General features: G+C 50.0%; 14 protein-coding genes. 8 read left to right on the top strand and 6 right to left on the bottom strand.

Features of this window, described 5'->3' with window-relative positions:
• Positions 1-4: 4 nt before the first annotated feature.
• The 5 genes from trpD to ACO6V1_RS05490 all read right to left on the bottom strand — a co-directional run bounded on the left by trpD (position 5) and on the right by ACO6V1_RS05490 (position 4,377).
• Complete coding sequence (trpD, locus tag ACO6V1_RS05470; RefSeq protein WP_422446745.1) at positions 5-1,060, bottom strand: anthranilate phosphoribosyltransferase; 1,056 nt, start codon at positions 1,058-1,060, stop codon at positions 5-7.
• Positions 1,061-1,084: 24 nt separating this feature from the next.
• Positions 1,085-1,669 (bottom strand): anthranilate synthase component II, encoded by a 585-nt coding sequence (locus ACO6V1_RS05475; RefSeq protein ID WP_422446743.1) that lies wholly within the window; start codon positions 1,667-1,669, stop codon positions 1,085-1,087.
• Positions 1,669-3,159 (bottom strand): anthranilate synthase component I, encoded by a 1,491-nt coding sequence (gene trpE, locus ACO6V1_RS05480; protein ID WP_422446741.1) that lies wholly within the window; start codon positions 3,157-3,159, stop codon positions 1,669-1,671. The genes ACO6V1_RS05475 and trpE overlap by 1 nt, the downstream gene beginning before the upstream one ends.
• Before the next feature lie 653 nt (positions 3,160-3,812).
• Positions 3,813-4,037: an AAA family ATPase gene (locus tag ACO6V1_RS05485; protein ID WP_422446739.1), complete on the bottom strand. Its 225-nt coding sequence runs from the start codon at positions 4,035-4,037 to the stop codon at positions 3,813-3,815.
• A 28-nt stretch (positions 4,038-4,065) separates the two neighbouring features.
• Positions 4,066-4,377, bottom strand: a complete 312-nt coding sequence (locus ACO6V1_RS05490; RefSeq protein WP_422446737.1) for a hypothetical protein — start codon at positions 4,375-4,377, stop codon at positions 4,066-4,068.
• Between the two features lie 181 nt (positions 4,378-4,558).
• Between ACO6V1_RS05490 and ACO6V1_RS05495 the strand changes: the two genes are divergently transcribed.
• On the top strand, positions 4,559-5,932 hold the full coding sequence (locus ACO6V1_RS05495; protein ID WP_422446735.1) for a hypothetical protein: 1,374 nt from the start codon (positions 4,559-4,561) through the stop codon (positions 5,930-5,932).
• 106 nt (positions 5,933-6,038) lie between these two features.
• Here the strand turns inward: ACO6V1_RS05495 and rpe are convergent, their stop codons facing one another.
• On the bottom strand, positions 6,039-6,716 hold the full coding sequence (gene rpe / locus ACO6V1_RS05500; RefSeq protein WP_422446733.1) for a ribulose-phosphate 3-epimerase: 678 nt from the start codon (positions 6,714-6,716) through the stop codon (positions 6,039-6,041).
• A 344-nt stretch (positions 6,717-7,060) separates the two neighbouring features.
• Here rpe and ACO6V1_RS05505 point away from each other — a divergent pair, with 344 nt between their 5' ends.
• From ACO6V1_RS05505 to ACO6V1_RS05535, 7 genes are all read left to right on the top strand, one after another.
• Positions 7,061-8,089, top strand: coding sequence for a hypothetical protein (locus ACO6V1_RS05505; RefSeq protein WP_422462120.1), 1,029 nt, complete (start codon positions 7,061-7,063; stop codon positions 8,087-8,089).
• A gap of 250 nt (positions 8,090-8,339) precedes the next feature.
• Complete coding sequence (gene rplM / locus ACO6V1_RS05510; RefSeq protein ID WP_101745146.1) at positions 8,340-8,768, top strand: 50S ribosomal protein L13; 429 nt, start codon at positions 8,340-8,342, stop codon at positions 8,766-8,768.
• A 12-nt stretch (positions 8,769-8,780) separates the two neighbouring features.
• Positions 8,781-9,173, top strand: a complete 393-nt coding sequence (gene rpsI, locus ACO6V1_RS05515; protein ID WP_101745147.1) for a 30S ribosomal protein S9 — start codon at positions 8,781-8,783, stop codon at positions 9,171-9,173.
• A gap of 406 nt (positions 9,174-9,579) precedes the next feature.
• Positions 9,580-10,173, top strand: coding sequence for a ubiquinol-cytochrome c reductase iron-sulfur subunit (petA, locus tag ACO6V1_RS05520; protein WP_101745149.1), 594 nt, complete (start codon positions 9,580-9,582; stop codon positions 10,171-10,173).
• Positions 10,173-11,408 (top strand): cytochrome b, encoded by a 1,236-nt coding sequence (locus ACO6V1_RS05525; RefSeq protein ID WP_422446728.1) that lies wholly within the window; start codon positions 10,173-10,175, stop codon positions 11,406-11,408. The genes petA and ACO6V1_RS05525 overlap by 1 nt, the downstream gene beginning before the upstream one ends.
• Positions 11,408-12,178, top strand: coding sequence for a cytochrome c1 (locus tag ACO6V1_RS05530; protein WP_101745151.1), 771 nt, complete (start codon positions 11,408-11,410; stop codon positions 12,176-12,178). Before ACO6V1_RS05525 ends, ACO6V1_RS05530 begins: the two co-directional genes overlap by 1 nt.
• A gap of 181 nt (positions 12,179-12,359) precedes the next feature.
• Positions 12,360-12,908 (top strand): DUF2058 domain-containing protein, encoded by a 549-nt coding sequence (locus ACO6V1_RS05535; protein ID WP_422446724.1) that lies wholly within the window; start codon positions 12,360-12,362, stop codon positions 12,906-12,908.
• The last annotated feature ends 7 nt before the right edge of the window (positions 12,909-12,915 follow it).

Raw genomic sequence — 12,915 nt, forward strand, 5'->3', positions numbered from 1 at the left:
ATCCTCACACTGACCAGGTGGCTGCTTCTGCAGAAAAAACGCGGGTGAAGCTGGCCAGCTCTTTCATTTTCTCCAGCGCCAGGCCGCTATCGATAGCGTCCCGGGCCATCAGAATACCTTCCTCAAGGCCACCGGCAACCCCCGAAAGATAGATAGCGGTACCGGCATTCAGGGCGATCATGCTGGCAGCTTTTTCAGCGTGTTTTCCCTCCTGTTTACCGAGGGCGTCTTTGATCAGCGCCAGTGATTCATCACTGTCTTTTACATCCAGCCCGATCAGGCTTTGGGAGTTGATATTGAAATCTTCCGGTGTCAGGGTGTATTCGCGGATGTTGCCATCCTTCAGCTCAGCAACGTGAGTGGCACTGGCAATACTGATTTCATCCAGTCCATCGACGGAGTGCACCACCATAACATGCCCATTGCCCAGTTCACGCAGTACTTCAGCCATAGGGCGGCATAGCTCCCGGTTAAAGACACCAATCAGCAGATTTTTTACGTTAGCCGGGTTGGACATCGGCCCAAGAATATTAAACAGAGTACGAATACCCAGCGCCCGGCGCACACCGACCACATTTTTCATGGCTGAGTGGTGGGCTGGTGCAAACATAAAGCCGACCCCCACCTCAGTAATGCAGCGGGCCACCTGATCAGGGCTGATATCCAAGTTGACACCAGCCTGCTCCAGAAGATCGGCACTACCGCTTGAGCTGGAAACCCCACGGTTGCCGTGTTTTGCCACTTTGGCACCGGCAGCCGCACAGACAAATGCCGACGCTGTCGAGACGTTGAACAGGTGGGCTCCATCCCCGCCGGTACCGACAATATCCACCAGGTGCCCAGTGTTAACCTCAACCCGGGTAGCCAGCTGTCGCATAACCATGGCCGCCCCGGTGATCTCTTCAATGCTCTCACTTTTCATCCGCATGCCCGTCAGAAAAGCCGCAATCTGGCTGTCACTGCACTGGCCTGTCATGATCTGTTGCATGACCTCGACCATTTCATCCCGGCTCAGGTCAAGATGTTGTACGACCCGGTTGATGGCTTCTTTTATCTGCATGTCTTCATTCCCTTAGCTCAATGGTTATATGGACTGTTTGAGAAAATTGGCCAGAAGGTCATGTCCCTGTTCGGTCATAATGGACTCCGGATGAAACTGCACGCCCTCAACGGGCAGTTCTTTGTGGCGAACGCCCATGATCTCGTCATTGCTGCCGTCGGCAAATTGCGTCCATGCGGTGACCTCAAGACAATCAGGAAGACTCTCTTTATCAATCACCAGTGAGTGGTAACGGGTTGTGGTGACCGGGTTGGCCAGTCCCTGAAACACCCCGAAATCCTGATGGAAGACCGGGGAAACTTTCCCGTGCATCACCTGTCGGGCACGAACAATCCTGCCGCCATACACCTGGCCAATGCTCTGATGGCCAAGACAGACTCCCAGGATCGGAACCTTACCCTGAAAATGTCGTATAACATCCATGGATATGCCAGCTTCGTTTGGCGTGCACGGGCCCGGAGAAATAACGATATGGTCTGGCTTTAGCGTTTCGATGTCATCAATGGTGATGTGATCGTTCCTGTGGACATCGACAGTAGCCCCCAGTTCCGAGAAGTATTGAACCAGGTTAAAGGTGAATGAGTCGTAGTTGTCGATCATTAACAGCATCAGTGTTTCATCCCTTTAATGAATCCGGTTTGGGCCATGGCTACCGCACGAAACATTGCACGCCCTTTATTCATGGTTTCTTGCCATTCCAGGTCAGGGCTGGAGTCAGCAACAATACCGGCACCGGCCTGAATATGGAGCTGCCGGTCTTTGATAACCGCTGTTCTGATGGCAATAGCGGTGTCCATATTGCCGTTCCAGGCCAGGTAGCCCACTGCGCCGCCATAGACCCCCCGTTTTACCGGCTCCATTTCATCGATGATTTCCATGGCCCGTACTTTGGGTGCCCCGCTTAACGTCCCTGCGGGTAGCGTAGCTTTTAGTACATCCAGGGCATCCAGTCCACTTTTCAGTTCGCCCGTCACATGGGAGACAATGTGCATAACGTGGGAGTAGCGCTCGATGACCATCTTGTCCGTCAGTTTTACTGAGCCTGTGGTTGCTACACGTCCAACGTCGTTTCTTCCCAGGTCGATCAGCATCAGGTGTTCTGCCAGCTCTTTGGGGTCATTGAGCAGCTCCTGTTCGAGCGCTTTATCTTTCTCTTCGGTATCACCGCGTTTTCGGGTGCCGGCAATGGGCCTTACGGTCACCTCACCATCTTCCAGCCGGGCCAGAATTTCAGGAGAAGAGCCCACCACATGAAAATCCCCCAGATCCATGTAGTACATGTAGGGGGAAGGGTTGGTGCTTCGCAGAGCCCGGTAAAGATTCAGCGGTGAACTGTCATAGGGGATCGACATTCTCTGGGAGAGAACCACCTGCATTGCGTCGCCTGCCAGAATGTAATCCCGAATAGCGCCAACGGAATCTTTGAAGGCTTCTTCGCCAAAGCCTGATTGAAAATCACCTTCACAGGCGGGGTTCAGAGAGGCCTGGACCGGAGGTTGAATGTGGCTGGTTTGCAGCTGGCGTACAAGGTTGTCCAGGCGGGATTGTGCTTTTTCCAGCGCGGCTGGCTGGTCAGGGTCCGCATGGGTAATCAGGATCAGTTTGCCACTGAGGTTGTCGAATACCACCAGTTCGTCAGACACCATTAACAGGATGTCCGGTGTATGCAGTTCGTCCTTCGGGGCGCTTTGTGCCAGTTTGGGCTCAATGTAGCGAATCGTATCGTAACCAAAATAACCCACCAGGCCGCCGGTGAATCTGGGCAGTTCCGGCAACTCCGGCACTTGATAACGTTGCTGGAATGCCTTGATAAACGCCAGTGGGTCGCTGGTGGTGTGTTCTTCGACAATCTGGCCATCGGTTTCGATCTGAATACGATCGCCATTGACCCGGAGCAAGGTGCGACAGGGCAGGCCAATCATCGAGTAGCGGCCCCACTTTTCACCGCCCTCCACGGACTCCAGCAGGTAGGAGTAGCGGCCATTGGCGAGCTTGAGATAGGTGGTTAATGGTGTGTCCAGGTCTGCCAGAATCTCACGTACAACGGGGATGCGGTTGTATCCTTCTCTGGTCAGACGCGTAAACGCTTCAGGCGTCATAGCAGCTCTCTCGAATAAGCTAACAGGATTATTGATTGAAATTATCTATGTTTGGCAACAACCATGTTGCCGTTGGGCTAAGTGAAATTGGCAGGCCTATGGCCAGCGCCAGGAGGCAGTGTGGAGGGAAGTTGAAGACAAGGAAGTATCGGAACAGCCGTTATGGTCGTTGTATCTGAGTCGAAAGCGATGTTGGTGAAAATGGTCTTGGCTTTGACAGGGCTTCACAGCAAACTCCGTACCAGGGCAGGATTTATCCAGACTCTTTAGTACTGCTTTATGTCATTATGATCTGCGCTAAGGGTATATGACTACAGGGGCTATTGCAAATCAGCGAGTATGCTGCCCCGGTTGGGGGCCCGAAGATGAAAGTGCATCGGGCGGGGCAATCAGTGTATCTGGATTTGAGCATGGGTTGCGTATGGCTTTGATATTGATCTTTTCCTGAAATCAGTGGTCAAAGGGCTGCTTGATATGAATCTACAGCCGATGATGTTTTCCCCAGGCTTGATATCTATCCAAAGGCCGCTCCTTCAGTGCTTAAGATAGAAAGAAAACTCTTTTTTGACCTCAGATTATATTTTCCCGGCTTCGATGGGAGTGGGGAGGTGTCAGGATTTTCTTGAGTACTACACATGATTTTATCCGTTTTTTCACTGATAAACTGTTTTAGTGGTTCCCGCCACGATGATGCGATTCTCATTCGCTGCTTCTATATGTCTTAACAATTCGTTAGTCCGTTTAACATTGAACTGCGAAGCATCGTTTCGTTTCGGAAGCATACTGTCAATTTCATCAATCATAATAATGGCCCCTTTTACCTTACAGGCTTTTTCAAACATATCGGCAACCTTTTGCCAGTCAACATTGTTCTTCACGGAATGATTGTGCCTACACACTTACTGATTAATATTGACCAATATCTGCAATGGTAACTTTGCCTATTTTACTAAGACTCAATATGAATGGTTTCAAAAGTATTGACTGAAATTGTAACTGTCTTTCACTGAGTTTTAAGTCAACCGACCAGCCGGGACGCTTATCTGACTTGATCTTTTTGACAAGATTAAGGCGTTGTTCATCAGTTAATTGCTCAGCATGCCTTTTTAAGGCGGATACTGAAGAAGATAAAGATTCTTGCGAAGATCTTATCTTGTTCAAATACCAGAGAGTTTTAGCGCTGAGTGATCCGTCATATGTCGTCGAATTTGCATTCATGGTATGACCGTCATATTGATAATGTGCATGCCGTTCGACTCCCCGTTTCTGAAAAGGTTCCTGAATCTTATTGATGCAGGGCTGCTATTGTTTGTTAGCCATTCTGATCAATTTGTCAGTTTATCCGGTTAATCAATAGGGTAGGTTCTTGATATGGCTAAAACTATGCAGGGTGATTCACATGATAGGAAATTCCAGGGATACTCAGGGTCTGTTGCAGGCTGAAGTTCAGGGACTGGTGCAGACTCAAGGCTTGATGCCGAGCAATTTCAATAATCCAAAAGCGACATCTGGCCAGCGTTCACATAAAGGTTACGGGTCGTCAACGATCAGGAAAAAGATCACCGATTACCTTATTAGCAGGCCTTTGGTTTATATCTGCAATAAAGCATTGTCAATCTATTTGAAAATTGCACTATGTATGAAAGGAGCAGTTGATCGCTCAGAAACATCACTGAGTTCGGCAGAGACAGAAAAGGTCAATGGTTTCCTGAGTGACTTGCATACTCGTGCCAGCAAGCTGATACAGAAGCTTGATGTTAACGAAGTGAGGGAAAAGGTTAAGCAGTCTTTCATAGATCTTGAGCTGATGGATTGCAGAGGTGAGTGGACTCAGGAAATATTCGAAATAATCAGTGGTAACTTATCCGATGATACTTCGCAGGAAGCAATAGAAAAGGCAGTCAGTGAGGTTTTCAGGAATATCAAGGACAATGATTATTTGATGCGTGCTATTCATAACATTATTAATGTCAGTGAAACGAACGAAGGCATGCTCGAAAAGGGTAAAAATGAAATTATTCATGAACTGGAATCGGTATTGCCATTTGCTCTGGCGCTCAATTTACTGACCAAAGCCCAGATTCAAAATGCCGAAGTGCTGGAAGCGTGTGTTCATTTGTGGAAAAAAAAGCGAAATGAAATGGGGGGAGCTATCAGAGGGCTGGGTTTCATAAAAGCGATTAAGCTCATCTCCGTTGAGCAGCCTATTGTGAAGATGTTGAAAGGTCGAAAGCAACGAAATTATCCCCATTCGCAGGGGCGTTGTATTTTGCCCTTTAATATTATTGAAGCGACCGCCGTGGAGGCAGTCAGTGGCCGTCACGAAAATGCCTGTGCAGGCTTGACCCTGGCCCAGCATTATCCGGGTAAATACACCCAATGTGCTTCTGAGTTGGATGAGCAGGGGCAGGAACCTCTGTTTAATTATCCGCTGCCGAAGCATTGGAGTGATCTCTATACAACCTGGAATATGCAGTTTTGCGCTACCAGCAATGAGCGACCCGAACTGCTGAGTAAGTTGTTGATACCGGCGGTGAGTGGTTATCAGGATAAGCCCAGGGCCTATATATCGCGAAGGGCATACGCGTTATATACAGCGCTTAACTATCTGTTTTTCAGAGCTGAGAAGTCGAATCCGGTACCCAGCCTGCCAAGGGTTGCCCGGCAGGCATGGGGGCACAGCAATCGGGTTTGTTCACGTCTTTACCAGCGTAAGGTTAAGGTAACTTCAAAGGCCACTGTTTGGGGAAATGGAATAGCAGTGACTGCATGACACCATTCCCGCACTCAGGCACGCTTTCTACCAGCGTGCCATCCAGGTCGTACATGACCAGGGTCAGGTTGTTCAGAAATGGATGGCCGCTGGATGTTGTCATGGTTTATAAAGCCACGACTTCAGCCAGCTCGGAGCGCATTTGCGTCACGACATCCTGATAGTTGTCAGCACCAAAAATGGCGGAGCCGGCAACAAAGGTATCCGCACCGGCCTCGGCAATCTGGCGGATATTACTGGCCGACACACCACCATCTACCTGAAGACGGATATTCAGCCCGCTATTATCAATCAGCTTGCGCACCCTGCACAGTTTTTTCAGGGTTGAGGGGATAAACTTCTGACCGCCAAAGCCGGGATTGACCGACATCAACAGGACCATATCCAGCTTGTCCATCACATACTCAAGCGCATCGGGGGATGTTGTCGGATTGAGTACCAGCCCAGCCTGGCAGCCACCTTCGCGAATCAGTTGTAAGCTACGATCAATATGTTCAGATGCTTCCGGATGGAAAGTGATCATACTGGCACCGGCTTCAATAAAATCACCGATGATACGATCGACAGGGCTCACCATCAGGTGAACATCGATGGGGGCAGTGACGCCATGCTTTCTCAGTGCCTTGCAGACCATCGGGCCCAGGGTGAGGTTCGGGACGTAGTGGTTGTCCATAACATCAAAGTGAATCCAGTCCGCTCCGGCGACCAGAACATGATCGACCTCTTCGCCCAGGCGGGCAAAATCTGCGGAAAGAATACTCGGGGCAATAATATAGTCGCGCATGGTTTTCCTGATCTGCCTGTGTATGATTTCCGGCGATTGTAGCGGGTTGTCAGGGCCCTGTCAGGTACAACCGGCTCTGACACATCGCAGGGATAGACCGGCCACCATTTCAGGCTGAGACCGCAGCGTAATGCCAGCACAATTAGTCACAATGGTTGACATCGTCTATGCTTTTACGTCACGCACTGTGCTGACTGAGCATCTCGTTATCTTCTGGTCAACGGTCTATCGACTGGAGGAGGGACCGCCTCGAAAAAAGGGTAAAGTTCATTTGGTTGGCAGCATTGTTGGTGAGGCTTGTGGTAAAAATTAAGACGATTTTTTCAAGCGCTTTGGTGTGGGGAATGAGGCGATATTGTTGTATCGCACTGATTATCACCGGCCAGGCAATGGCGAATTATCAGGGCCAGTCTGACGACGTTGTGGCTTCAGACTATGTGGGCTCCGTGGAATTGAGGGATATCTTCGGTGTTAAGGGGGATTTGAAATATACCGGGGGGTGCCAGCAGGGGGTTGCCGAGTCCTGTCGAATAATGATTTCAGTCCCGTCAGAGGCGGAAGAGATTGATCAAATGGAGGAAGTGGAGGATGGAGTTTTTGGTTATGTCAATTACCTCTCTTACCTTAAACGAACCGGGCAATTGTTGTTGGTGGACTATGAGGCAATATTGACTGAATCCGCATCAGAGGTTTCGGGTTACAAGGTGCGATTTACCACGGAAAGTAAGGTCAGGCGGTTGGTAAAAAAAATTGATTCAAGGACAATGCCTGCCCCTTTGCAGAAAAACCCGTTATTACTTTTTTTAATTCTGGCAACCCATCAGTCAGCCCTTGATTTGATGCTGTCCCCGGAAAGAACGCTTTACATTATGAGCCTTGAGTGGATGGATCTTAAGTCACTGTACATTAGTAGCGCGGGGCGGGGAGGTATTTATGGTTATCGATATTACAAATTTCCCAGGGATAATGAGCTTTTTCTCGATCTTGGCGGGCCTTTAAGTATTAACGGCCTCTCAGAAGGTGTCGGGTTCAGTTTTGCCGATAATGACAGAACGCAGCCTCCTGTGAGAATGGTGACCGGGTATCACGGGGATCAGAAAAACGGTTTTGTTAACAGGGTCTCTTTTATCGTCACTTACGCTGCCCTTGCCGGTGGTTTTGGTGTGAGTTTATGGAGTCGAAGCATTATTGGCTTCCTGCTGAACTCCCTGTTACTGGCCGTTGAAGTCCGAACCAGTGCTGCTTCCTCAGAGCTTGAGAGGTTTGGCAGAAGGGTGCTTCCGGAAGGTCTTCAGTTTAACCCGGACTTTCAGGGGCGGCATATTTTAAAAGTCCTCAGGGCTTCTGACAGCGATTTGCGGGTTGCTCGTTAGTCATGTCGCCGTGCTATGTAAATTAATGATGCAAAGTGTGGTTCCGGGTTTTTAACAGAGATCCGGTTCGCAGGGGGCTTTATTTCCTCTTGCCAAACGGTATAATACCGCTCCCGTTTCCCGATTGAGCGCCCAATGTTTTGAACAGGCCGGTATTGCTGATCTGGGGCTATTAGCCTGGCTCTTGCCCAGCAGGGAACGGCCATGTAGGAACAGGTATCGCGTCAGCGGTATCATAGAGGCGAATTTAATGAAAACTTTTAGTGCTAAGCCAGAAACCGTAAAACGTGACTGGTTCGTAGTTGATGCCGAAGGCAAAACGCTGGGTCGTCTGGCAACAGAAATCGCTCTGCGTCTGCGCGGCAAGCATAAGCCAGAGTACACTCCTCATGTGGACACTGGCGACTACATCGTTGTAGTAAACGCCGAGAAAGTACGTGTTACCGGACGTAAGTCTACTGACAAGATGTACCACCGCCACACCGGTTACATCGGCGGCCTGAAGTCCATCAGCTTTGACAAGCTGATCGACCACAAGCCTGAGCTGGTAATCGAGACGGCTGTTAAGGGGATGCTGCCCAAGAATTCTCTGGGTCGTGCCATGTACAGCAAGCTGAAGGTTTATGCCGGAAGCGAGCATCCACATGCTGCTCAGCAGCCTCAGCAACTGGAAATTTAATCAGGGGTGGTTATGTCTGTAACTCAATACTACGGAACTGGACGTCGTAAGTCCTCAACCGCACGTGTTTTCCTGAGAGCTGGTTCTGGCAGTATCACTGTCAATGGCCGTTCCCTGGACGAATACTTCGGCCGTGAAACTGCTCGAATGGTAGTTCGTCAGCCTCTGGAACTGACTGAGCTGACTGAAAAGTTCGACATCAAGATCACTGTATCTGGTGGCGGCGGTTCTGGTCAGGCTGGTGCTATCCGTCATGGTATCACCCGCGCGCTGATGCAGTACGATGAGACTCTGCGCTCTCCTCTGCGTAAAGCTGGCTACGTTACCCGTGACGCTCGTGAAGTTGAGCGTAAGAAAGTGGGTCTGCGTAAAGCTCGTAAGCGTCCACAGTTCTCCAAGCGCTGATATTGTGCTCAGACCACCGGCCGGTTTTTTCGGCTGGTTGCCTGGGTTACTGGAAAGCTTCCCTTTGTGCCTCTTTCGGGAGAGCGTATCGGGAAGTTTTTTTATGCCTGAAACTTTTATTAAAAAAACCTGTGCCCTGTTTTGGGCATTTTTTTTATGCGTTAAAACCAGTATCATTACGCACTGCCGCTTATGTGCGTAAGTATAATGCGAGGCGGCTTTATTGTTGGGGGTTGATTGCAGCTGTCAGGTTGTTATTTGAGGTGCGGGTGGTTCTGCGAGAGAGCTTTTGAGTCTTTGTCCTTTCCGGGTTAACAAAAGCCCTGTTTCAGAAGTAAATCTGTTATCACACCCATGAACAAAAAGAAGTCATTGGGCGTTCAGCCCGGATGGGGAGAGTAGGTTAATGAGTGACAACGGCATAAACAAAGGCCGGCGCCGCTTTCTCGTGGCAGCGACTTCGGTGGTGGGGGCTGCCGGTGCTGTAGGGGTTGCTACGCCTTTTCTGAAGTCGTGGAACCCGAGTGCAAAAGCTAAGGCTGCCGGTGCACCGGTAAAAGTCAATTTAAGCAAGCTGGAACCCGGGCAACAGGTTGTCTATGAATGGCGGGGTAAACCAGTCTTTGTGCTGCGACGTACCAAAGATATGCTTAATGAACTGCCATCACAGGATGGGCGTTTGCGCGACCCGAAATCAGAAAGCTCAGAGCAGCCTGAGTATGCCACCAATCCGTACCGTTCACGGACGGAAGATGTTCTTGTTCTGGTCGGTTTGTGTACCCACCTCGGGTGTTCTCCAAAATATCTGCCGGAAGTCAAACCCATGGAGTTTGATGCCAACTGGAAGGGGGGGTATTTCTGCCCCTGTCATGGTTCGCGGTTCGATCTGGCCGGTCGGGTGTATAAAGGAGTTCCTGCCCCAACGAATCTGGTCGTGCCACCTTACTCCTTTGAAGGCGATGATATTCTGATTATCGGTAAAGATGAGGAGAATGCGTGATGGGAAATAAAATAATGGCCTGGGTTGATGCCCGACTTCCCGTCACCCAGGCGTGGGAGAAGCATCTCAGCAAATATTATGCGCCCAAAAACTTCAACTTCTGGTATTTCTTTGGTTCTCTGGCCCTGCTGGTTCTGGTTAACCAGCTCCTGACGGGCATCTGGCTGACCATGAGCTATGTTCCCAGCGCTGAAGCTGCTTTTGCTTCTGTTGAGTACATTATGCGGGATGTGGAATATGGCTGGTTGATCCGCTACATGCACTCTACCGGCGCATCCATGTTCTTTGTGGTGATTTACTGCCACATGTTTCGTGGTCTTCTCTACGGGTCCTACAAGGCACCACGGGAGTTGATCTGGATCTTTGGTATGGCCATATACCTGGCGCTGATGGGTGAGGCCTTTATGGGGTACCTGTTGCCCTGGGGGCAGATGTCCTATTGGGGGGCGCAGGTAATTATTTCCCTGTTTGGCGCTATTCCGGTAATTGGTCCGGATCTTCAGCAGTGGATTCGTGGTGACTTCCTGATTTCCGGTATTACCCTGAACCGCTTCTTTGCACTGCATGTCATTGCGCTGCCGATCGTTATTCTTGGTCTGGTGGTTTTGCACATCCTGGCATTGCATGAAGTGGGCTCAAACAATCCGGACGGTATAGATATCAAGAAGAACAAAGGGCCGGATGGTGTGCCTCTGGATGGTATCGCTTTTCACCCCTATTACACCGTTAAGGATATTGTCGGTGTTGTGGTCTTCCTGTTCGTGTTCTGTGGCATTATTTTCTTCTTCCCGGAGATGGGCGGGTTCTTCCTTGAGCATGCCAACTTTGAACCGGCCAACGGCCTGAAGACGCCCGAGCATATTGCACCAGTCTGGTACTTTGGGGCGTTCTACTCCATTCTCAGGGCGATTACCTTTGATATCGGGCCAATCGACTCCAAGCTGGGTGGGGTTGTCGCCATGGGTGGTGCCATTGCCATTCTCTTTGTTCTGCCCTGGCTGGATCGCAGCCCGGTCAGGTCATGGCGTTACAAGGGCATGATCAGCAGAACCAGCATTGTGGTTTTTGCCTTTGTCTTTATTTTGCTGACCTGGCTCGGAACGCAACCGGCTACTGAGACTTATACACTCATTGCCCAGATCTGTACGCTGATTTACTTTGCGTTCTTCCTGTTGATGCCTTTCTACACACGATGGGAGAAGACCAAACCTGTACCTGAGAGGGTGACCGGCTAATGAAAAGAATAATACTGACCATTAAGTTGTTTCTGGTTTCGGTGCTGTTTTCATCGTTGGCGGCAGCAGCCGGTGGGGGATACCCGCTTGATGAGGCCAATGTGGACCCTTCTGACAAAGCTTCGCTGCAGCGGGGGGCGAAGTATTACCAGAACTACTGTGCAGGTTGTCATGCGACCCAGTATCAGCGCTATGAGCGGGTAGCGGATGACCTTGGCATTCCCCATGACCTGATGATGGAGCACCTGGTGTTCGATAAGTCTGCCAAGATCGGTGATCTGATGCATAACAGCATGGACCCGGACGAAGCGAAGGTCTGGTTTGGTGCTACACCTCCGGACCTGACACTGGTGTCCCGCGTTAAAGGTGGGCCTGACTGGCTATATACCTACCTTCGGACCTTCTACGAAGACCCAAGCCGTCCTTATGGGGTAAATAACAAGGTCTTCCCGGATGTTGGTATGCCCCATGTGCTTCTGGGGCTTCAGGGAGTACAGATCGACAATTGCGGTGATACAGACCCAACGGCCCGTGACCCGCTGACCGGAGACAAGATCTGTGGCCTGACGGTTGATCCGGAGCGTAAGGGGAGTATGACGCCCACCGAATACGATCAAATGGCCTATGATTTGACCAACTTCCTGGCTTACTCTGCGGAGCCAATGCAAGAACAGCGTAAGCAGCTGGGTATTTATGTATACCTGTTCCTGGCGCTGTTCTTTGTGTTTGCCTATCTGCTCAAACGGGAATTCTGGAAGGATGTCCACTAAGCATTAGTCGCCGTTATCGGCTCTCTGAACCTACAAGCCCACAAAGGAAGGCTTTTCTTTGTGGGCTTTGTGCTTTTTGTGATTATCAAAAAGCAGACAATGGCGGGTTTCATCTCTGGCTGTCAGTAGAAGGGCTTGCTAAGATTCCAGTTTTTTGAATCCCCCTCTGGTATTTAAGACGATGAGTAAATCACTTCGTGACCAGCTGATGAAAGCTGGCCTTGCGACAAAACAACAGGCATTACAGGCCAAGACCAGTAATAAGAAAAAGAAACAGCAGGCTGCCCGCTCTGGTGATATGACCGATCAGGAAAAACGCCGTATTGAGCTGGAGAAAGAGAGGCAGGCTCAGGCTGAGAAAGATCGTGAGCTGAATCGACAGCTTGAAGATGAACGTCAGCGTAAGGCGTTGGACGCACAGGTTCGTCAACTGATTGAGACTAATGCATTGTCCCGTAATGGGGGCGATGCAGAATATAAGTTTGTTTATGAAAACAAAATCAAGAAAATTTATGTGACTGATGAACAGTTAACCAAGTTGGAAAGGGGCTTGCTGGCCTTGGCGATACTGGGCGACGATTTTCTGGTCATCCCTGCGCCGGTGGCCAGTAAGATTGCCGAGCGTAAGCCAGAAGCGATTGTCATACAGAATGATAAGTCTGGCGATCTGACCGAGGAAGAAGAAGACTGGTATGCGGATTATCAGATTCCGGATGACCTGATGTGGTAACGGGGGC

The sequence above is a fragment of the Endozoicomonas sp. ALC013 genome (genome assembly GCF_049310205.1).
Taxonomy (GTDB): Bacteria; Pseudomonadota; Gammaproteobacteria; order Pseudomonadales; family Endozoicomonadaceae; genus Endozoicomonas.